This is a genomic window from Pseudomonas sp. GW822-FHT06B12 (assembly GCF_058799675.1).
On sequence record NZ_JBXALR010000005.1, the window covers coordinates 110,146 to 130,814 of the forward strand.

Annotated in this window: 20 protein-coding genes; 4 read left to right on the forward strand and 16 right to left on the reverse strand. The window is 59.9% G+C overall.

All coding sequences use genetic code 11. The annotated features are described in order from the left end of the window. Positions 1 to 4: 4 nt before the first annotated feature. Positions 5 to 1,105 carry an efflux RND transporter periplasmic adaptor subunit gene (locus AC1RKH_RS12900; protein WP_493062323.1) on the reverse strand — a complete coding sequence of 367 codons (1,101 nt, stop codon included), beginning with the start codon at positions 1,103 to 1,105 and terminating at the stop codon, positions 5 to 7. Between the two features lie 93 nt (positions 1,106 to 1,198). Between AC1RKH_RS12900 and AC1RKH_RS12905 the strand changes: the two genes are divergently transcribed. Next, complete coding sequence (locus AC1RKH_RS12905) at positions 1,199 to 1,843, forward strand: TetR/AcrR family transcriptional regulator (protein WP_493062324.1); 645 nt, start codon at positions 1,199 to 1,201, stop codon at positions 1,841 to 1,843. 124 nt (positions 1,844 to 1,967) lie between these two features. Here AC1RKH_RS12905 and AC1RKH_RS12910 read toward each other — a convergent pair whose 3' ends face one another. Beyond that, entirely contained in the window at positions 1,968 to 2,750 is a 783-nt protein-coding gene (locus tag AC1RKH_RS12910) for a class I SAM-dependent methyltransferase (RefSeq protein WP_054595890.1), read from the reverse strand. A 93-nt stretch (positions 2,751 to 2,843) separates the two neighbouring features. On the opposite strand from AC1RKH_RS12910, the gene AC1RKH_RS12915 reads away from it, so the two are divergent. Continuing rightward, a complete protein-coding gene (locus tag AC1RKH_RS12915; protein WP_493062325.1) occupies positions 2,844 to 3,464 on the forward strand; it encodes an energy transducer TonB in 621 nt (206 codons plus the stop codon). Positions 3,465 to 3,473: 9 nt separating this feature from the next. Here AC1RKH_RS12915 and AC1RKH_RS12920 read toward each other — a convergent pair whose 3' ends face one another. The 7 genes from AC1RKH_RS12920 to ppc form a co-directional block, all read right to left on the reverse strand. Further along, the gene (locus AC1RKH_RS12920) at positions 3,474 to 4,172 is read right to left on the reverse strand and encodes an extensin-like domain-containing protein (protein ID WP_493062326.1); all 699 of its coding nucleotides are present in this window, start codon (positions 4,170 to 4,172) and stop codon (positions 3,474 to 3,476) included. 16 nt (positions 4,173 to 4,188) lie between these two features. Beyond that, entirely contained in the window at positions 4,189 to 5,010 is an 822-nt protein-coding gene (locus AC1RKH_RS12925; protein ID WP_493062327.1) for an isocitrate lyase/PEP mutase family protein, read from the reverse strand. 32 nt (positions 5,011 to 5,042) lie between these two features. Then, positions 5,043 to 5,903: a DUF72 domain-containing protein gene (locus AC1RKH_RS12930; RefSeq protein WP_493062328.1), complete on the reverse strand. Its 861-nt coding sequence runs from the start codon at positions 5,901 to 5,903 to the stop codon at positions 5,043 to 5,045. Continuing rightward, positions 5,903 to 6,211, reverse strand: a complete 309-nt coding sequence (locus tag AC1RKH_RS12935; protein ID WP_123428559.1) for a hypothetical protein — start codon at positions 6,209 to 6,211, stop codon at positions 5,903 to 5,905. Before AC1RKH_RS12935 ends, AC1RKH_RS12930 begins: the two co-directional genes overlap by 1 nt. A gap of 232 nt (positions 6,212 to 6,443) precedes the next feature. Next, entirely contained in the window at positions 6,444 to 7,118 is a 675-nt protein-coding gene (gene tsaB / locus AC1RKH_RS12940; RefSeq protein ID WP_493062329.1) for a tRNA (adenosine(37)-N6)-threonylcarbamoyltransferase complex dimerization subunit type 1 TsaB, read from the reverse strand. Positions 7,119 to 7,211: 93 nt separating this feature from the next. Further along, positions 7,212 to 7,859 (reverse strand): adenylate kinase, encoded by a 648-nt coding sequence (gene adk, locus AC1RKH_RS12945; RefSeq protein ID WP_493062330.1) that lies wholly within the window; start codon positions 7,857 to 7,859, stop codon positions 7,212 to 7,214. Positions 7,860 to 8,148: 289 nt separating this feature from the next. Further along, positions 8,149 to 10,779 (reverse strand): phosphoenolpyruvate carboxylase, encoded by a 2,631-nt coding sequence (gene ppc, locus AC1RKH_RS12950; RefSeq protein ID WP_493062331.1) that lies wholly within the window; start codon positions 10,777 to 10,779, stop codon positions 8,149 to 8,151. A 200-nt stretch (positions 10,780 to 10,979) separates the two neighbouring features. On the opposite strand from ppc, the gene AC1RKH_RS12955 reads away from it, so the two are divergent. Beyond that, complete coding sequence (locus AC1RKH_RS12955; protein WP_123428567.1) at positions 10,980 to 11,324, forward strand: pilin assembly protein; 345 nt, start codon at positions 10,980 to 10,982, stop codon at positions 11,322 to 11,324. 168 nt (positions 11,325 to 11,492) lie between these two features. Further along, complete coding sequence (locus AC1RKH_RS12960) at positions 11,493 to 12,944, forward strand: transposase (RefSeq protein WP_493062332.1); 1,452 nt, start codon at positions 11,493 to 11,495, stop codon at positions 12,942 to 12,944. 121 nt (positions 12,945 to 13,065) lie between these two features. On the opposite strand, the gene AC1RKH_RS12965 is transcribed toward AC1RKH_RS12960, so the two are convergent. The 7 genes from AC1RKH_RS12965 to AC1RKH_RS12995 all read right to left on the reverse strand — a co-directional run bounded on the left by AC1RKH_RS12965 (position 13,066) and on the right by AC1RKH_RS12995 (position 20,656). After that, the gene (locus AC1RKH_RS12965; protein WP_123428569.1) at positions 13,066 to 13,392 is read right to left on the reverse strand and encodes a PA3694 family proteiin; all 327 of its coding nucleotides are present in this window, start codon (positions 13,390 to 13,392) and stop codon (positions 13,066 to 13,068) included. Then, positions 13,389 to 14,303 (reverse strand): alpha/beta hydrolase, encoded by a 915-nt coding sequence (locus AC1RKH_RS12970; protein WP_493062333.1) that lies wholly within the window; start codon positions 14,301 to 14,303, stop codon positions 13,389 to 13,391. The genes AC1RKH_RS12965 and AC1RKH_RS12970 overlap by 4 nt, the downstream gene beginning before the upstream one ends. A 146-nt stretch (positions 14,304 to 14,449) precedes the next feature. Further along, a complete protein-coding gene (locus AC1RKH_RS12975; protein ID WP_493062334.1) occupies positions 14,450 to 15,727 on the reverse strand; it encodes a flavohemoglobin expression-modulating QEGLA motif protein in 1,278 nt (425 codons plus the stop codon). A 133-nt stretch (positions 15,728 to 15,860) separates the two neighbouring features. After that, complete coding sequence (locus AC1RKH_RS12980; RefSeq protein ID WP_493062335.1) at positions 15,861 to 16,577, reverse strand: TetR/AcrR family transcriptional regulator; 717 nt, start codon at positions 16,575 to 16,577, stop codon at positions 15,861 to 15,863. A gap of 102 nt (positions 16,578 to 16,679) precedes the next feature. Further along, positions 16,680 to 18,182, reverse strand: coding sequence for a lysine--tRNA ligase (lysS, locus tag AC1RKH_RS12985; protein WP_493062336.1), 1,503 nt, complete (start codon positions 18,180 to 18,182; stop codon positions 16,680 to 16,682). 71 nt (positions 18,183 to 18,253) lie between these two features. After that, positions 18,254 to 19,349, reverse strand: a protein-coding gene (gene prfB, locus AC1RKH_RS12990) for a peptide chain release factor 2 (protein ID WP_123428579.1) whose coding sequence is annotated in 2 segments (ribosomal slippage) — positions 18,254 to 19,276 and positions 19,278 to 19,349 — 1,095 coding nt in all. Because the reading frame shifts where the segments join, the coding sequence is not laid out codon by codon here. Positions 19,350 to 19,654: 305 nt separating this feature from the next. Further along, a complete protein-coding gene (locus AC1RKH_RS12995) occupies positions 19,655 to 20,656 on the reverse strand; it encodes a response regulator (protein WP_123428581.1) in 1,002 nt (333 codons plus the stop codon). Between the last annotated feature and the right edge of the window lie 13 nt (positions 20,657 to 20,669).

Here is a 20,669-nt window from a genome sequence, read left to right on the forward strand (position 1 = left end):
GGGACTACTCCTTGACCGCCAGATTGACCACGCGGTTGGAGCGATCCACCGGCCGCACTTGCTGGCCTTCATGGAGCACGTGAACACCGGCTGCCACCACCCAGTCGCTGGGACTCAGGCCTTCCAGCACCGGCACGGTTTTCTCACCGAAGGCGCCTACGCGAACCGGAGCTTTTTTCAGGGTGTTGTTGGCACCCACGATCCAGACGTATGTCGCGCTGTTTTCTGCGGTGAGCGCCGAGAGTGGCACCGACAGCGGCACCACGTCAGCGATTTGAATGAATACCCGGGCGCTCTGGCCAAGCTCGGCCGGGACCTTGCCGGTCGTAAAGGTGATGCGAGCGGCAAAGGTCCGCGATTTTGGATCGGCGGCCGGCGACAGCTCACGAATGCTTCCGGTGAACCGCTGACCTTGCTGGGTCCAGAGTTCAACCGTGACCGGTTGGCCAACCTTGAAACGGCCGAAGCTTTGCTCCGGCAGGCTGATCAGCACTTCACGCTCGCCGTCGGTGGCCAGGGTGAAGACAGTTTGCCCGGCGGCCACCACTTGCCCGACTTCCACGGCGCGCTTGGCCACGACGCCGTCTCGCGGAGCTCGCAACACCGCGTAGCTGGCCTGGTTGCTGGCAACGTCGAATTCAGCCTTGATCTGCTTGAGCCGAGCTTCGCCGGAGCGGTAGAGGTTTTCAGAATTGTCGTACTGCGAACGGCTGACCATCTGACGTTCCATCAGGGTCTTGTAGCGATCACGCTCGGCACGCACCAGGTTCAGGTTGGCCTCGGCGGCTGCGACTTGGGCGCGGGTCGCCTCCAGTTGCAGGCGCACGTCCTGGGGATCGAGTTCCGCCAGTGGCTGATTGGCCTTGACCCGTTCACCTTCCTCGACCAGTCGTCGGCTGACTTTGCCGCCGATACGGAAGGCCAGGTCTGGCTCGTAACGCGCGCGAACTTCGCCGGGATAACTGTCCATCGCCTGCGCCGAAGGCTCTGGCTGAACCACCATGGCCGGCCGCACGGTAACTTGCGCCGGCTCTTCGTGACCGCATGCAGACAACAAAAACGCCAGACTGACCGGCAAGGCGAGGGGCAAGGCATAGCGGAACATGGTGAACGACCTTTAGCTAATGGTGCCTGGAATAATTATACTGACCAGTATGTTATTAATAGCAAACTCACCAGTCCAGTATTAAAGCGAAGAATGTCCAACAATCTTTCTGCACCCAACGGCCCCGGCCGCCCGAAGGATCTCGCCAAGCGCGGGGCGATTCTTGAGGCGGCAAAACGTCTTTTTCTGAGCAATGGTTACGCGAGCACCAGCATGGATGCGGTGGCGGCTGAAGCCGGTGTGTCGAAGCTGACCGTTTACAGTCACTTCAACGACAAGGAGACGCTGTTCTCCGCCGCCGTGGTGGCCAAATGCGAAGCGCAATTGCCCACGCTGCTCTTCGAACTGCCCGACGGCATGCCGGTCGAGAACGTGCTGCTGAACATCGCCCGGGGCTTTCATCTGCTGATCAACAGCGACGAATCGGTGAACCTGCATCGCCTGATCATGACGCTGGGGAGTCAGGACCCGAAACTCTCGCTGATCTTCTTCGAAGCAGGACCCCAGCGGATGTTGCAGGGCATGGAACGCTTGCTGACGAAGATCGACCAGATCGGCGCCTTGAGCATCGACAAGCCGCTCAACGCCGCCGAACACTTCTTCTGCCTGCTCAAAGGCGCGGCGAATTTTCGCTTGCTCTACGGCTGCGGCGAACCCTTGACCGGGGACGCGGCCGAGGCTCATGTGCAGGAAGTGGTGGGATTGTTTATGCGGGCGTATCGACCGGATTCGGCCTGATAGGTTTTTAGCGCCTGGGCTGACGCTATCGCGAGCAAGCTCGCTCCCACATTGGACCGAGTCTTCAAATAAGAACACGGTCAACTGTGGGAGCGAGCTTGCTCGCGATGCGGACGACGCGGTCCTAAGGCTTGAGCGCTTTCTTGGGGTAGATGTCGTAGCGGCTGGATTTGCCATCCAGCGCATGGCTCGGCTTCGGCCCTTCGATGCACGGTGCCTTGCGCGGGCGTTTGACCACCACCCGGTGGCTGGCCAATGCGAGTGCGGCTTGAAGCAGTGCCGGCGCGTCCGGGTCATCGCCCACCAACGGGCGAAACAGGCGCATTTCCTTCTTCACCAACGCGGTTTTCTCACGATGCGGGAACATCGGGTCGAGGTAGATCACCTGCGGCGGTTCACCTTCCCAATTGCGCATCAACTCGATCGAGTTGCCCTTGAGCAGCGTCATCCGCGCCACAATCGGCGCCACCTCAAAATCCTCCGCCGCACGGGCCAGGCCATCCTCCAGTAACGCGCCAATCAACGGCTGACGCTCGATCAGGCTCATTTCGCAGCCCAGGCTTGCCAGCACGAAACCATCCTTGCCCAGCCCGGCCGTGGCATCCAGCACCTTCGGCCGCACGCCTTGAGCGACACCGACAGCCTTGGCGATCATCTGACCGCTGCCGCCGCCATACAACCGGCGATGGGCGGCGCCGCCCTCGACGAAGTCCACCCGCACCGGTCCCGGCGCGTCCGGCCCAAGCTGTTGCAACTGCAAACCGTGCTCACCCACTTGCAGTGCAAACTCGGCATCGTCCAGCAGCAACGGCAAGTTCAATCGCTCGGCCCAGTGCTCGGCGCGTGCCTGAAACGCCTCGGCCAGGGCCTGGACTTTGATGCGGCTGGCCGCGGGTTGCTCACTCATCAGAAAACACACTCAAAAAATTAATGATCGGCAAAAACGGCCGATAACAAAACTATCGAGCATTTTGCCAGAGCTGAGCGTCGACCGAGAGAAATGTCAGACATTCAACGCACATCAGTAGGCTACATTTCGCCCCACGGCGATTTTGGCCTGCGTAATTCCCAAGCACTGAGCGGCGTCAGTCACCTGTGGCAGGATTTTTTTGCGCAGGCGCTGGCCGATCATCTGGGCGATGCTGCACCCGCTCCTGACAGTTTCACCCCCGTCGCCGTCGATGGTCCGGTCGAACCGACCGTTGGCGCCGAGCTGCTTGCGCACATCGTCACGCAACGCGCGTGCGACGTGAAGGACACCGAGGTCCGCCCGCCTGAGCCGCTGTTCCTGCCGATTGCCGAGTTCGAAATGGACTTGGCCGACAAACCGGCCCCGCCGTTCCCGCCGCAAGAAATTCTCGCGCAACAGAAACAACAAGACTTCGAAAGCGCTTGGGTGCGCCCGATCGTCCTGGCTGCCGGTCAGCCACTGCCTGCGCCAGGCCCGGCACCGCAACCGCGTCCGTTGCACCTGCCGATTGCCGAGTTCGAACTCGATCTGCTGGACAAGCCGGCAACCCCCTACCCGCACGCAGAACTGGTCGAGCAACAGAAACAATTCGACTTCGATAACGGTTGGGCTCGCCCGATCGTCCTGCAAAACCTGCGCATCGCCGCTTAAGCCTCAACCTCAGCGACACACCCACCACGGCCCGACATCCAGATGAAAATGGTTGCGATGAGCGGCGTTGTAGTCCGGGCTCAACACCACGCTGAACAGGTCACACGCGCTATCGCGAACCTTGCGTAGAAAACGCGCATCGTCATTGTCCTTCGGCCAGTCCCGCAGCACGCTGATACTGCGCCCGTCCGCCAGGCGAAAGCCGGCGATATCCAGTGCATCGGCCGTCGCATGCTGACTGCGTGAAGCGTTTTCGCGGTTGTACATGTTGCGGCAGGCAAAACTGCCGAGGTGATCGACCCGCGCCACCGCCTGCCCATAAATGGCCTGCGCTGCCGGTTGCAGGGCGTGCCGTTCGAACAGCACAAAGGCCACCGCCAACGGGCAACTGGCGAGGAAGCTGCTACTCAGCGCCACCTCGCCACCTTGCACGCGCAAGGTGTTGTTGAGCGGGCAATCGACGTCCGGGTTGCTGTCGGCCTGGCGGCTGAACTTCAACCCGGCACCGCTGAGCACCTGGTCGCAGAGTTGCGGGTTATCGCGCAGTCTCATCAATTTGAAGCGTGTCAGCAGGTTCGGCGCGGCCCGGACATCCAGCGGTGCCCAAGGGTTCCAGACCGCTGGCAACGGCAGCCAGCCGCGCCAGACACCCAACAGCAACCCGCCCAGCACCAGCACTACCGCCAACAACACTTTCAGAAACCGCACGACAACTCCACGTGAATCAGCCTTTGAACAGTTGATTGATCTGCCCGAACGGCAGCGCGCGGTCGGCGAAGTCGAAGGTTCCCTGACCCTGGATTTCCTGCGCGGCCTGATAAAACGCCCCGTAGGCGGCACGGGCCATGGCCGAGCCGACGCTGATCCGTTTGACGCCCATTTCACTGAGCTGCGCCACGCTCAGCTTGAGACCGCCGGACATCAACACATTGACCGGTTTCGGCGCCACCGCACGGACCACTGCCAGCACCTCTTCAGCGCTGCGCAGGCCCGGCGCATAAAGCACATCGGCGCCCGCCTCGGCAAAGGCCTGCAAACGGCGAATGGTGTCGGCCAGATCCGGATTACCGTGCAGGTAATTCTCGGCACGGGCCGTCAGGGTGAACGGGAACGGCAAACCGCGCGCGACCGCAACGGCTGCTTCGATGCGGGCGACGGCGTGTTCAAAGCAATAGATCGGACCGTCTTCACGGCCGGTGGCGTCTTCGATAGAGCCACCTACCGCGCCAGCAGTGGCGGCGCGCAGCAGGCTCTCGGCGGACTCCTGCGGGCTGTCGGCGAAACCGTTTTCCAGGTCAACCGCCACCGGCAGATCGGTCGCAGCGACAATCGCCCGAACGTTGATCAGCGTCTCTTCGAGCTTCACCGCGCCATCCGGGCGGCCCAGCGAAAAAGCATAACCGGCACTGGTGGTCGCCAGCGCCTGGTAGCCCAGACTGGCGAGCATTTTTGCCGAACCGGCGTCCCACGGATTGGGAATCACAAAAGCCCCGGCACCTTCGTGTAAGGCCTTGAAGGCCTGAGCTTTAAGGGTTTGCGCATCCATTGGCTCACTCCTGTAGAAGGGAAAACCCGTCGTCAGAGCAACCCAAGCTGCTCGGCGGCGGGCTCTCTGTATAGCTCAGGCAGGGCCGGCAAGCCAGGCAAACGCGTCATCAACCGAGTATGAAAGCGTTGCGCCAGGGCGGCGGCCAGCAGGTTGTCGGCGGTGTGTAGGAAGATGTACGGCGTGCGGCCCTCTTCGATCCATTGGGCGATTTTCTCGACCCACGGCGTCAGGAACGAATCGTTGGCTTCAAGCACCGGATGACCGATGAAGCGCACCTGTGGGAACTGGGTGAACGCCGCCGGGCGCGGTGGCACCCTGGGCTTTTTCGCTTGCGCGTGGAGCACCGAGGGTTCGCTTGACGTGCAACTGAACAACGCCCGGGGATCGAGGCAAATGCGCTCCACGCCACGATCCAGCAACAGCCGATTGAGCCTGCGCTCGGCATCGCCCTTGGCGAAGAAATCCCGATGCCGCACTTCGACCGCCAACGGCCGCTGCAAGCCATCGATGAACCCTGCCAGCTCGGCCAACCGTTGCGGGGTAAACGCCGTCGACAGCTGCAGCCAGAGCGGTGACACCCGCTCACCGAGCGGGCTGAGCAATTGCACGAAGGTTTCGGCGGCGGTCAGTTGCTCGCGCAGGTCACCGCCGTGGCTGATGTCGCCGGGGAATTTGGCGGTAAAACGAAAGTGTTCGGGCATCGTCTGCGCCCAGCGCTCTACCGTTGCCGGCGCAGGACGCGCGTAGAACGTGGTGTTGCCTTCAACGGCGTTGAACACCTGCGAGTACAGACCGAGAAATTCGTTGGGACGGGCGCTTTGCGGATACAGGTACTCGCGCCAGGCGTTTTCGCTCCAGGACGGGCAACCGAGGTAGTAAGGCAGCCGCATCAGATGTGCAGGTCGAGACCCAGCACTTCCATATCCCAATCAACGAAAGCTGCGGTGCTCAGGTAGCTCGCCAAGGCCATCGCCACGCTTTTGCTCATGGCGCGGTGATAGATCATGTCCTGCTGACGGGCGGGGAGATTGCTCAGACGTTGCGCAGAAGCCTTGGCGGCGCGGGCAGCCAGTTGCTCTTCAGAAGGAATCTCCAGCTCGCCATCGATATCCTCGAGGGACTCGTCCACCGACACATTGCCTTTGCGAGGCTTGCGCTTGATGGGGTAGGACTGGGAGGAAAAACCGTCTATGCGCATACGTACAAGCTCGCTATCGATGATGGCAATTTAGCGGCACTTACCTATCTTCGCAAATTCCCAAGTGATAACTAGAACACAGAAAATACAAAAGGTTTGAAAGCGCGGTGTAGAAACTGACGATTGGCAGCGTTACGCAGATCGCATTCGCGAGCAAGCTCGCTCCCACAGGTACAGTGGTGCTCTTGTGGGAGCGAGCTTGCTCGCGAATGGGACAACTCGGTATCGCAAATTACCGGGCCTTGGGGGTTGCCACTTTGTCGCGCAGGTAAACCGGTTGCGCGTCGTCCGCCGGGATGCCTTCGCCGCGCTCCCAGGCGAAACGGGCCAGGGTCAGCAAGTCTTCGGCGTGAGGCAGCATGCCAGCGTCCTGCCCCGTCAGATTGACCGCGATTCGCTCGCCATAGCCCCAACCGGTACCCGCGCCGAACCAGTCGCCCGTGGCATCTGCCGGCAGTGCTGCAACTTCCGGCGGCAACACCGCTTCAGCCCCCACCAGACGCATTTCACCGGCCGTTTCGCGGTAGCAGCCCCAATAGACTTCATCCATCCGTGCATCAATAGCCGCCGCGACCTGGCGTGCACCGTGCTCACGCAGTGCGCGCTGCGCCAGCACCGCCAGGTTGGACACCGGCAACACCGGACGCTCCAGAGCAAACGCCAGGCCTTGAACCACGCCAATGGCTATTCGCACGCCAGTGAACGCACCCGGGCCGCGACCAAAGGCAATCGCGTCGACCGCCTGCAAGGTAGTGCCTGCATCAGCCAGCAACTGCTGGATCATCGGCAACAACTTCTGCGCATGCAGGCGCGGGATCACCTCGTAATGGCTCGTGACCTTGCCGTCATGCAGCAAGGCAACGGAGCAAGCTTCAGTCGCGGTGTCCAGGGCCAGCAAGGTGCTCATCGATGTTTCCGTCAGAGAGGTAGAAAAAAGTGCACCAGTATAAACAACAACGGCCCGCAAGCGGGCCGTTGAAGGTAAAGCAAATCAGCTTTCTCAGCTCAGCGCTTCAAGCACTTTGCCGGTGATCGCTTCAACCGAGCCAACGCCCGCGATGTGGCTGTACTTCGGCTTGCCATGAGCTGCCGACAGCTGCTGGTAGAAATCCACCAGCGGCTTGGTCTGGGAGTGGTAGACCGACAGACGATGACGCACGGTTTCTTCGGTGTCGTCTTTACGCTGCACCAGCGCTTCGCCAGTGATGTCGTCCTTGCCCGCGAGTTTCGGCGGATTGTAGACGGTGTGGTAAACGCGGCCGCTGGCTTCGTGTACACGACGACCGGCGATACGCTGAACGATTTCTTCGTCATCGACGGCGATTTCAACCACGTGATCCAGTTCTACACCAGCATCAACCAAGGCTTCAGCCTGAGGAATGGTGCGCGGGAAACCGTCGAACAGGAAACCATTGGCGCAATCAGGCTGGGCGATACGGTCCTTGACCAACGCGATGATCAGGTCATCGGAAACCAGGCCGCCGGCATCCATGATGCTCTTGGCTTTAATGCCCAGTTCGGTGCCAGCCTTGACCGCAGCACGCAGCATGTCGCCGGTGGAGATCTGTGGAATAGCGAATTTTTCAGTGATGAACTTAGCCTGAGTACCTTTACCGGCCCCGGGAGCTCCCAGCAGAATGACGCGCATCGATGTGCTCCTCAATTTTTTATTAATAAACGATCGGATTCGCCGCGTGGGGCCAATCTTGAAAATAGGGTCGTGGGCCGCCCAAACGGCCAAAGGCTGATCAAGATACACAGCAGGCCCGGACCACACAAGCCGCCGAAAGTCGGAGGAACCCGCGCCTGTTACGCCCTGGCGACGAGGTGATCCAAGTCGCAACCCCATAACAAAGTGTCGCCTGACAACCGCGACCGGCCTCGGCGGACCGGTCGCTTGTCGCAGTAAAGCTGCCTGCGACACCCCGCAAAAGACCTTAGCCGGTATTTCGCAAGCCGGCGGCAATCCCCGCCACAGACACCAGCAACGCCTGTTCCACCGGGCTGCCCTGCGCCACTTCCGGCTGCCGCGAGCGGGCCAACAGTTCAGCCTGCAATAGATGTAGCGGGTCGAGGTAGGTGTTGCGCAAACGGATGAATTCCAGGGTATCAGGGCTATGGGCCAGCAGCTGCGACTGACCAGTCAGGCCCAGGACCACGGAACACGCCTGCGACAATAGGTCGCGTAGATGCACACCCAAAGGTAACAAATCAGGCGTAACCAATCGCTCATCGTAGGACTGGGCGATGTCCGCGTCGGCCTTGGCCAGCACCATCTCCAGCATATCGATGCGCGTGCGGAAGAACGGCCATTGCTCACGCATCTGCGCCAGCAACTCGCCCTCGCCGCGCGCCAGCGCCTTGGTCAGCGCCGCTTCCCAACCGAGCCAGGCCGGCAGCATCAAACGGGTCTGGGTCCAGCCGAAGATCCACGGAATCGCCCGCAGGCTTTCGATCCCGCCAGCACGACGCTTGGCCGGACGGCTGCCGAGCGGCAGACGCCCCAGTTCCTGCTCGGGCGTGGATTGACGGAAGTACTCGACGAACTGCGGATTCTCCCGCACCACCGCGCGATAAGCGCTGACGCCATCGGCCGCCAATTCATCCATCAAGCCGCGCCACGCGGGTTCCGGCGGCGGAGGCGGCAATAACGTGGCTTCCAGCACGGCGGCCAGGTACAGGTTGAGGTTTTGCTCGGCGATGTCTGGCAGACCGAATTTGAAACGAATCATTTCCCCCTGCTCGGTGGTGCGGAATCGCCCGGCCACCGAACCCGGTGGCTGCGACAGAATCGCCGCGTGCGCCGGGCCACCACCACGGCCCACGGTGCCACCGCGACCGTGGAACAACAGCAACTCCACTTGTTGCTCGCGGCAGATATCCACCAAGCGCTCCTGCGCCCGATACTGAGCCCAGGCTGCCGCCGTGGTGCCGGCATCCTTGGCCGAGTCGGAATAGCCGATCATCACTTCCTGCGGGCCTTGCAAACGCGAGCGGTAACCCGGCAGCAGCAACAGTTTCTCGATCACCGGGCCGGCGTTGTCCAGGTCGGCGAGGGTTTCGAACAGCGGCACTACGCGCATTGGCCGCAGCACGCCGGCTTCTTTAAGCAGCAGCTGCACGGCGAGCACGTCCGAAGCGGCACCCGCCATGGAGATCACATACGAGCCGAGCGACGCCGCCGGTGCCGCCGCGACTTCGCGACAGGTCGCCAGGACTTCGGCGGTATCGGCCGAGGGTTTGAAATACGCCGGCAAGAGTGGCCGACGATTGTTCAACTCGCCCATCAAGAAACGAATACGCGCTTCCTCGTCCCAGTCTTCGTAGCGACCAAGCCCCAGATAATCGGTGATCTCAGTCATCGCCGCCGCATGCCGTGACGAGTCCTGACGCACATCCAGGCGCACCAGGAACAGACCGAAGGTCACCGCCCGACGCAGGCAATCAAGCAGCGGGCCGTCAGCGATCACGCCCATGCCGCATTCATGCAGCGACTGATAGCACAGCTCCAGCGGATCGAGCAGTTCGCGGTTGTTTTGCAGCACATCGGCCGATGCGGGCGTGGTTGCCGTCAAGGACGCCTGCGCCCAGTTGCGGGTCGCGCGCAGGCGTTCACGCAGTTGCTTGAGCACCGCACGGTAAGGTTCGGCGCTGTCCCCGGCCTTGGCCCGCAACTCGGTGCTGGCCTGCTGCATCGACAAATCGGCGGCCAGTTGATCGACATCGCGCAGGTAAAGGTCAGCCGCCATCCAGCGCGCCAGCAGCAAGACTTCGCGGGTCACCGCAGCGGTCACGTTCGGATTGCCGTCACGGTCGCCGCCCATCCACGAGGCGAAGCGAATCGGCGCCGCCTCCAGTGGTAAATGCAGGCCGGTGGCAGCGTGCAAGGCCTGATCGGCCTTGCGCAAGTAGTTGGGAATCGCCTGCCACAGCGAATGCTCGATCACCGCAAAGCCCCATTTGGCTTCATCGACCGGGGTTGGCCGGGTGCGGCGGATTTCTTCGGTGTGCCAGGCTTCGGCGATCAAGCGTTGCAAGCGCTGCTGGATCTGCTCGCGTTCGGCAGTCGTCAGGTCACGGTGATCCTGCGCGGCCAGTTGCGCGGCAATCGCGTCGTATTTCTGGATCAAGGTTCGGCGTGCAACTTCAGTCGGGTGCGCCGTCAGCACCAACTCGATTTCCAGCCGCCCCAATTGCCGCGCCAGCGCGTCGCTGCCATGCCCTTCAGCAAGCAGGCGTGCGAGCAGCTCGGGCAGCACCCGCGCCTCGAATGGTGCCGGCTGGGACTCTTCGCGGCGGTGAATCAACTGATATTGCTCGGCGATGTTCGCCAGGTTCAGAAACTGGTTGAACGCTCGCGCCACTGGCAGCAGTTCATCTTCAGTCAACTGGTTGAGACTGGCGCGCAGTTCCGCGTCCATCGAACCCCGACGGTCAGCCTTGGCGCCCTTGCGGATCTGCTCGATCTTGTCGAGAAAGCCATCCCCGTACTGTTCACGAATGGTGTTGCCCAACAACTCACCCAACAGGTGAACATCCTCGCGCAAGCGTGCATCGATATCAGTCATCAGCAGTTCTCCAGAGAATCCGGTCGGCTTAGGGCTCAAGAGTGCCGCCCGCAGCGGGTTCTTACAAGCCGGGCGACGAATCGACTGTAAACCTTGAGGGTTGAGGCTAGTCTGAAGAGTAAGCCGCACAAAGGCCTGCCACCGGCCACGGCCGGACACTCATCACACCCTGCCACGAGCAGGTGCTTATTGAGGTCATTATGAAAATCCGTGAGCTAGCCCAACATTGGGAAGAAACCGCCAAAGGCCGTTTGACCAAGACCGGCTACACCATTCACCTGGACGTCGAAGCCGCCGCTCGGCTGGCGGCGATTACCGAGATGTACCCCAAACGCCACCCCGAAGAACTGCTGGGCGAACTGATCGGTGCAGCCCTGGAAGAGCTCGAAGCAAGCTTCCCTTACGTCAAGGGCCAGCACGTGGTTGCCACTGACGAGGAAGGTGACCCGCTCTACGAAGACGTCGGCCCGACACCGCGTTTTCTCGAGTTGTCACGGCGCCACTTGCACGATTTATCGGCCCAGAGCGGCAAGCAAAAACACTGACTTGCCCACAACGCAAAAGCCCCGCCTGATCAGATTAGGCGGGGCTTCTTCGTACGTGCACTCTCCTACCACCCGTCGCCACCTGTTATTTCTGACAGTAGGCAGCCTCCTGTATCGCGAGTAATAGTGAGCTCCAGGCCAAAATCAAGGGCATAAAGGAGCATCACCATGCGATTGCTGACATTTTCTTTACTGCTTTGCGCAGCGCTAATTCAGGGAGGGTGTGCACAATCTGCCCACGACTTGAAAGTCAGCACCAGGGCAAGCGGCGAATCCGAGTACAACCATCGCGACCCTGCCGCCATTCTCATCGATAAGCCCTTGCCCGTTCCAGGCGTCAACCAACGACCGGTCGTGGGCACGAAAACGGTGTTGCTGGTAGTCGGTCAGTGGACCGGCACCCCTGCGCTGAACAAGGACCTGCTGTGGTCACAGAGCCTTTCTCCAGAGGACAAAACCTCGTTGCGCAGTTACATCACAGATGTCTCAGGTGGGAAGCTGACGCTGGAAGGCAAGATGATCACCGCTGACTTCGGTGCAAAACCGGCCAAATGCGACACCCGCGACGCGGTCAAGGGACTGGCTGAAGCCGCCGCCTGGGCACAAGGCCTGAATCCCGACCAATACGATTATCTGTTCATCGCGGCCCCCTGCAACGGTACCGGGAGTGCCGACGCCCCCGGCAGAGTGTTAGGGATCTACAGCCAGCCAACGAGCTCGCATCTCTGGATTCGCCTGTTCGGCAATAACCTGGGGTTTATTAGCGGGCCGACCTACTCCGGCTGCCCTCTTAACGGCAATGTCATCACGGCACCCGCCCAATGCAAAACCATCTTCTACCCGGACTATGGTGATCCCGTCTCAGGTGGTCTGGAAGTGCTGTATCCCACTCACTATCGCTGGTATGCGGGCTGGTTGGGTGAATCCCACGTAACGCATATCAAGAGCTCCGGTCTTTATCAGCTCATCATCAGACGCAGCTATTTGATTGATCGCCCGACAACAAGCACAAACCAACCGCGGCAGATCGCGCTGGAAGTCCGTCAGCCCAGCCTTCCCCCGTTCGACAGCCTGTTTCCGGAGAACTTTGCCCTGGGCGTCTGGGCGCGCTACACCAACATGGGCACGTACGTTCAGGACATACAACTCGATGGTACGCCCGAGACGGTGTCAACACAGGATGCCACCTTGCCGCCGGGCAGAACACTGAAGGATGAAGCGGCAGGTATCACCGTACATGTATGCGCAATTGATCCCTTGATCGTCATGACGGCAGCCGTTTCCGTTGGCATCAACGGGGAAACACCACCGGCCTGTTCCTCTCTGAAGCAACCAACCTTAACGACTCCAAAAAATGGAGACCGGATCAACCGCGATAAAGTCTTCAACGGGACAGGGGAGCCCGGCGCAGTAGTCAATATAAACTTTGTTGGATACCCGCACAGTTGGTTTCTTCCCACCGCTGTGGATAGAGCAGGCAACTGGAGCCTACCGTCATCGCACATCGTAGCGGGTAAAAAATACTCCGTTCGCATAATTCAAAACTTCGGCGGCATCTATAGCCGCAACGACAAAATTGATATTTCGGTAAACCCCGATGTAGCAGCTGCCGGACAATAAGCAATAGGCCAAGTCCCTGACAGGATGCCTTTAACTGGTAGACACGTTGACCACTTCAAATTGAAAAAGCCCCGCTTCCTGCCTAGGAAACGGGGCTTTTCCATCTGTCTGATCAGAACCGTTACTGCTCCAGCTGCGGCGTTTCCTGCCCCATGCAGCGCACGGCTTTTTTCTGAGCGTTGACCAGCACACCGGTCAGGCCTTTCTGTTCAGTGTCGAACAACACCAGCACCCCATCTATGCATTGCGCGACTTGCGGGGCCGGGTCCAGAGAGACTTTGTAGTCTTCGCCCGGTACGGTCTTGAGCATGGTGAATTCGTTGAGCAGCAGCGCATCTTCCGGTTTGGCGAAGTGCAGGTAGCCGTAGTACCACAGGCACGCGACAGTGCCGAGAATGCTGCAGATACCGGTGATGATCAGCGGGATGGCGTTACGTTCTTCACTCATTGCGGACTCTCTGGGGGTTCAACTTCTGAATTCTGGGGTGCAGGGTAATTGGGCGTTTCGCCCAAGCGGCGCAGGCCGTTGAAGTGCTGCGGGTCTTCGAGAAAGCGCAGCATGACGGTGCGCCAGGTCGGGACACCGAAGGTCTGCACGTGCCCGCCCCGGGTCAGTTGCAGGACCCTGGGCGGGGGCGCAGCTTGATACAGTCGGATGCCATTGGAAAGAGGCACGAGCGGATCGTCGATGCTGTGGTAGATCAATTTCGGCACGCCATTGAGCTGCGGCATCGCGTTGATCGCGCTGTCGGCGTCCGGTACCAGCCAGGACAACGGCACCTGAAACGGCCAGGTCATCCACGACGTGCTCAGCGCAAACTGCCCGACATCCCGGTAACTGGCCGGCACGCCATCGAGGACCAACGCCTTGAGCTGATGCTGACGCTCGGGGTGTTCAACCAGATAATGCACCGCCAGCGCACCGCCGAGGCTCTGGCCAAGGACGATCAGCGGTTTTCCCTGAACGTCGGGCGCCTGGTCCAGCCATTTGAATGCAGCGTCGATGTCTTGATAGATCGCCGGCAAGCTGGGTTTACCCTGCGACAGGCCATAACCGCGATAGTCCACCAGCAGCACCTGATAACCCTGCTTCGGCAGCCACCAGGTGGCGCCCAGATGCCCGGCGAGATTTCCGCCATTGCCGTGCAAATGCAACACCGTGCCCTTGACCGCCACGCCTTTTTTGGCCGGCAGCCACCAGGCGTTGAGTTTCAGGCCATCGGCGGTGGTCAGGGTGATGTCGCGGTACTCAAGCCCGGCTTTCTGCGGGGTAAACGGCAGACCGGGATCGGGGAAGAACAGCAAAGAGCTGCAACCGCCGAGGGTCAGGAGAAGGCAAAGAATGCCGAGGATTCTCATCCGTTGAAACCCCGCAAAAAAAAGTTGAAACCTACAACCCTGTGGGAGCGGGCTTGCTCGCGAAAGCAATCTGACATTCAACATTTATGTCGACTGTTACACCGCTTTCGCGAGCAAGCCCGCTCCCACACTGGATCTTGCTGCCCTTAGAGGATGTTTGAGTAATCCGCTTCGATCCGGTCCAGGCTCAGGTGGTTGAGGAAGTTGGAGAAACACATCCAGGCCGACAAGGCGTTCATGTCACGGAACTGGTCCGGCAGGTACTTGGGTGGTTCCACCAGACCTTCATCCACCAACTGGCGCAGGGTTCGCATGTCTTCCAGGGTGGTTTTGCCGCAAAACAGCAAAGGGATCTGCTCAAGCTTGCCTTTACGCACGGCCAACTGAATGTAGTTGTAAACCATGATAAAGCCCTTGAGGTAGGACAAGTCCTTGGTAAATGGCAGTCCATTTGGCACCGAACCACGGAAAACCCGACTGGCGTTGCCATAACTTTCAGCCATCTCGAAGCCTTGCTCACGGAAAAACTCGAAGATCTGCAAGAAGTCCGCGCCCTCCTCGACCATGTGAATCGCACGGGTACGGTTAGTCAGTTTGCGCAAGCGACTCGGGTAAGAAGCAAAGGTGATGATTTCCATCAGGATCGCCAGGCCTTCCTGGGTCACGGTCGAGGACGGTGGACCTTTGGAGAGGAAGGTGCAGATCGGCTGGTTCAGACCGTTGAGGGTGGTGCCGACATGCACCAGCCCTTCATGGACTTCCAAAGCTCGCACATCACGGTCGTTGAACATCGCGTCAGCGCGGATCTTGATGTAGTCGGCGCCGGCCGCCGCATCGGCGACGATACCGTCGGACTCGAACACCCGAATGGTTTCCTCGGCCTCACCGAACACCTTGTTCAAGCGGGTTTGCAGCAGGTGCACCGCTTCCTTGGCCGTGAGAATCTTCGGCTCGTCCTTGAGGTCGCCGCGGCCATCGATGTTGTTCAGGTAGTCGGACATCATCAGGCCGAGGTCGGCCAGAGTCGGGTCACCGGCGTGGAACGCATCGGAGGCAGCGCCGTAAAGCTCTTGCGAGATCAACCCGAAATCTTCGGTACCGCGTGCTTCAAGCATCCGCACCACCATGCGGTATTCCTTGCACATGCGCCGCATGATCTGACCGACCGGGTTGAACTGACCGAGCTGACGGGTGATGTCGCGCTCGATGTTCTGGAACTCCAGCTTCACTTTGCTGGAGTCGAAAGACAGTGGCCGATTGAGGTAGTAGTCGCGGTCCACCGCTGGCATTTCCTTGCCTTTGGCCTTGAGGAAACCCTTGCGGATGTTGTCATCCCACTTGACCGCATCGAGTACCCGAATCGGCGTTTGCGCCAGCACTATGCGATCGGACAAGGTGCGTATCGTCTGCTGGTATTCGTCCACCCGGAACTCCTGTTTAAAACCGTTCAATGTGGGAGCGGGCTTGCTCGCGAAAGCGGTGTGTCAGGCAACAGAGATGTTGAATGTCAAACCGTATTCGCGAGCAAGCCCGCTCCCACAGGGATAGTGCTGTTCGTTACACCGATGCCAGTACCAGATGCATGTACCGGTTAAGAATACCGAGCATCTCTTCCTCGGCCTGCGGCTCTGCGTCGTTGAGCAGGCCCTGATATTCCATCCGGCCGACAATAGCCGTCAACACTTTGGCATCCTGCTGTGGCTCTCGGGAACCCAATACCTGGAAAAGCTGGCAGGTGCCCTGCAGGAGAATTTGCTGATGCGAGCGCACCAACAGTGCCAGACGCGGATTGAGCAAGGCTTCCTGGCGGAAGGCCTGCTCAGCCATCAAGTGCTCGCGGCGGTTGATCAGTTGCCGTTGGACGTAGTCAGCCATCAGCCGCGCAATATCGTCAGCCAACTGTGAACGGGACTCGGGACTGCCATCGCCGCTAACCACCAATTCGCGCAACAGACCTTCATTGTTGGCCCACAACCTGGCCATGAAGGCGGCGCTGCGCTCTACGTATTGAGCGAAGGTATCGGTGAGCAGGTCATCAATATCCTTGAAATAGTAAGTAGTCGCCGACAACGGCACACCGGCTTCGGCGGCCACTGCACGATGACGTACCGCACGAACACCGTCGCGTACGACAATGCGCATCGCCGCATCGAGAATATCCTGTCGACGCTGCTCACTTCCCTGTCGACTGGCTTTGCGGCCCTGGTACTGAACGCTTTCAGCGACCGCAGTGGCAATGCCAGCTGCTCCTTCTTGAGCCATTGCACGATTCACGACAGATATTCCTCTCTAACGTCAAAAGTAACCAATTGATACGTTTGTACCAGACAGGCAATAAAAAGCCGCCTGTTATAGGCGGCTTTTTAATTGAAACATTTACGCTTGCGGCCGCATGTGCGGGAACAGGATCACATCGCGGATCGACGGTGAGTTGGTCAGCAGCATCACCAGACGGTCGATACCGATACCTTCACCGGCGGTCGGCGGCATGCCGTATTCCAGTGCGCGAACGAAGTCAGCGTCGTAGTGCATGGCTTCGTCGTCGCCAGCGTCCTTGTCGGCCACCTGAGCCATGAAGCGCTCGGCCTGGTCTTCCGCGTCGTTCAACTCGGAGTAGGCGTTGGCGATTTCGCGGCCACCGATGAACAGCTCGAAACGGTCGGTGACGTTCGGGTTCTCGTCGTTACGACGGGCCAGCGGCGACACTTCGAACGGATACTGGGTAATGAAGTGCGGCTGTTCCAGCTTGTGCTCGACCAGTTCTTCGAAAATCATCACCTGCAGTTTGCCCAGACCTTCGAAGCCGAGCACCTTGGCGCCGGCCTTCTTGGCGATGGCCCGAGCCTTGTCGATGTCCTGCAGGTCGGCAGCGGTCAGATCCGGGTTGTACTTGAGGATCGAGTCGAACACCGACAGGCGTACGAACGGCTCGCCGAAATGGAACACCTTGTCGCCGTACGGCACGTCGGTGCTGCCCAGAACCAGCTGCGCCAGTTCACGGAACAGTTCTTCGGTCAGGTCCATGTTGTCTTCGTAGTCGGCGTAAGCCTGGTAGAACTCCAACATGGTGAACTCAGGGTTGTGACGAGTCGAAACACCTTCGTTACGGAAGTTGCGGTTGATCTCGAAGACTTTTTCAAACCCGCCAACAACAAGCCGCTTGAGGTACAGCTCTGGCGCGATACGCAGGAACATTTCCATGTCCAGCGCATTGTGGTGAGTCTCGAACGGCTTGGCCGCTGCACCACCCGGAATGGTTTGCAGCATCGGCGTTTCGACTTCAAGGAAGTCACGCTTCATCAGGAAGCTGCGGATGTGCGCGATCACTTGCGAACGCACGCGGAAGGTCTGGCGCACATCATCGTTGACGATCAGGTCAACGTAACGCTGGCGGTAGCGCTGCTCGGTGTCAGACAGGCCGTGGTGCTTGTCCGGCAACGGGCGCAGCGATTTGGTCAGCAGACGCACGTCGGTCATTTCAACGTACAGGTCGCCCTTGCCGGAACGGGCCAGGGTGCCTTCGGCGGCAATGATGTCGCCCAGGTCCCAGGTTTTCACCGCGGCCAGGGTTTCTTCGGACAGGGTTTTACGGTTGACGTAAACCTGAATGCGCCCGGACATGTCCTGAATCACCATGAACGAACCACGGTTGAGCATGAGACGACCGGCAACCTTGACCGGGATCGCAGCCTCTGCCAGCTCTTCCTTGGTCTTGTCCGCGTACTGTTTCTGCAAGTCTTCGCAGTAGGCGTCGCGGCGGAAGTCGTTGGGGAAGGCCTGGCCCTTGGCGCGCTCGGCAGCAAGCTTTTCCTTGCGCAGGGCGATCAGGGAGTTTTCTTCCTGTTGCAGGGCTTGCGGATCGAGTTCTAGGTCGCTCATGTCTTTAAATTTTCCATCACAGGTTCGTTGCCCCCGCCGATGACAGGGGACTTAAGGTCTAGACTGGCGGTTTACAGCCCTTGTTTCAGGCTCGCCACCAGGTATTCGTCGATATCGCCGTCGAGCACCTTGTCGCAGTCGCTGCGTTCGACGTTAGTACGCAAATCCTTGATTCGCGACTGGTCGAGCACATACGAGCGGATCTGGTGACCCCAGCCGATGTCCGACTTGGTGTCTTCCAGGGCTTGGGAGGCAGCGTTGCGTTTCTGCACTTCCTGCTCGTACAAGCGCGCCCGCAACATTTTCATCGCGGTGTCTTTGTTGGCGTGCTGGGAACGTTCGTTCTGGCAGCTGACCACGGTGTTGGTCGGTACGTGGGTGATACGTACGGCCGAGTCGGTGGTGTTTACGTGCTGACCACCGGCCCCCGAGGAGCGGTAGGTGTCGATGCGCAGGTCCGACGGGTTGATGTCGATTTCGATGTTGTCATCGATTTCCGGCGACACGAACACGGCCGAGAACGAGGTGTGACGACGGTTACCGGAGTCGTACGGGCTCTTGCGCACCAGACGGTGCACGCCGATTTCGGTACGCAGCCAGCCAAAAGCGTATTCGCCCTTGATGTGCAGGGTTGCGCCCTTGATCCCGGCGACTTCACCGGCAGAGAGTTCCATGATGGTCGCGTCGAAACCGCGTTTATCCGCCCAGCGCAAGTACATGCGCAGCAGGATGTTGGCCCAGTCCTGGGCTTCGGTACCGCCGGAGCCGGCCTGGATGTCCAGGTAGGCGTTGTTGGCGTCCATCTCACCGCTGAACATACGGCGGAATTCGAGTTTTTCCAGGGACTCGCGCAGACGCTCGACTTCGGCAGCGACGTCATCGACGGCGGCCTGGTCTTCTTCCTCGGCGGACATCAGCAGCAGGTCCTTGGCGTCGGCAAGGCCAGTGTGCATCTGGTCGAGGGTTTCGACGATCTGCGCCAGCAGCGAGCGCTCGCGGCCCAGTTCCTGAGCGTACGACGGGTTGTTCCAGACATTCGGATCTTCAAGCTCGCGATTGACTTCAGTCAGACGCTCATGCTTTTGATCGTAGTCAAAGATACCCCCGAATAGTTTCGGAGCGCTCGGACAGGTCCTTGATACTGTTAAGGATCGGGTTGATTTCCATGGCGGGCAGCACTCGTTGGCGAACTTTTGAAAGCCGGCGAGTATAACGTAATCAAGCTGTCACGGCAGCCCGCCTGGCGGCTTTAGGGCGAATGGTTTTTGGATGAAAGCATATGAGAGGCGGACTCTTGTAGCAGCTGCCGAGCCCGCGAGGCTGCGTTCGGTTGCGCAGCAGCCGTAAAATCAGACAACGCGTACTTCCAGGTAAATCGCGTGCACCAGACTTGCGAGGACTTCGTCCTCGAACGCAGCCTCGCAGGCTCGACAGCTGCTACGGGTGCCGCATTTCCATGTGCGGGCTGATCCTTACTCAATCCCCACCTGATTGCGCCCATTGTTCTTCGCCAGGTACAAGCCCTTGTCCGCTGCCGAGATCAATTGACGGTAATCACTGCCGGGCTGCGGGGTCATGGTCGAGAGGCCGATGCTGATGGTCAGACTCGCACCTTCGGCCGGGAAAACATGCGCAATCTTCATCCCTGCTACGGTCTGGCGGAGCTTTTCCGCGACCAGTCGCGCCCCAACCGGCGAGGTATTGGGCAACACCAATACGAACTCTTCACCACCATAACGCGCCGGCAGATCGGAAGGCCGGCTGCTGGCATCGCGGATTGCCGTGGCGACTTTGCGCAGGGCTTCGTCGCCTTCCAGGTGACCGAAGTTGTCGTTGTACAGCTTGAAGTGGTCGACATCAATCATCAAAAGCGACAGTTGCGCCTGGTCACGCAAGGCCCGGCGCCATTCCAGCTCGAGGTACTCGTCGAAATGACGGCGGTTCGACAGGCCGGTCAGGCCATCGGAGTTCATCAACCGCTGGAGCACCAGGTTGGTGTCGAGCAACTGCTGCTGACTGACCCGCAACGCCCGGTAGGCCGCGTCGCGCTGGATCAGGGTGGTGTAGGAACGCGAGTGGTAGCGAATGCGCGCCACCAGTTCGATGTTGTCTGGCAGTTTGACCAGGTAATCGTTGGCACCCGCGGCAAACGCCGCGCTCTTGATCAGCGGGTCTTCCTTGGTCGAGAGCACGATGATCGGAATGTTTTTGGTCGCCGGGTGGTTGCGGTATTCGCGCACCAGCGACAGGCCGTCCAGACCGGGCATGACCAGGTCCTGCAGAATCACCGTCGGCTTGATACGGATCGCCTGAGCAATGGCCTGGTGCGGGTCGGCGCAGAAATGGAAGTCGATATTCTCTTCGTTCGCCAGCCCGCGGCGCACGGCTTCGCCGATCATCGCCTGGTCGTCGACCAGCAGCACCATCGCGGCGTTTTCATCGGTTTTAAAGTCGTCGAGCTGTAAATCATCCATGTGCGGTCACCTG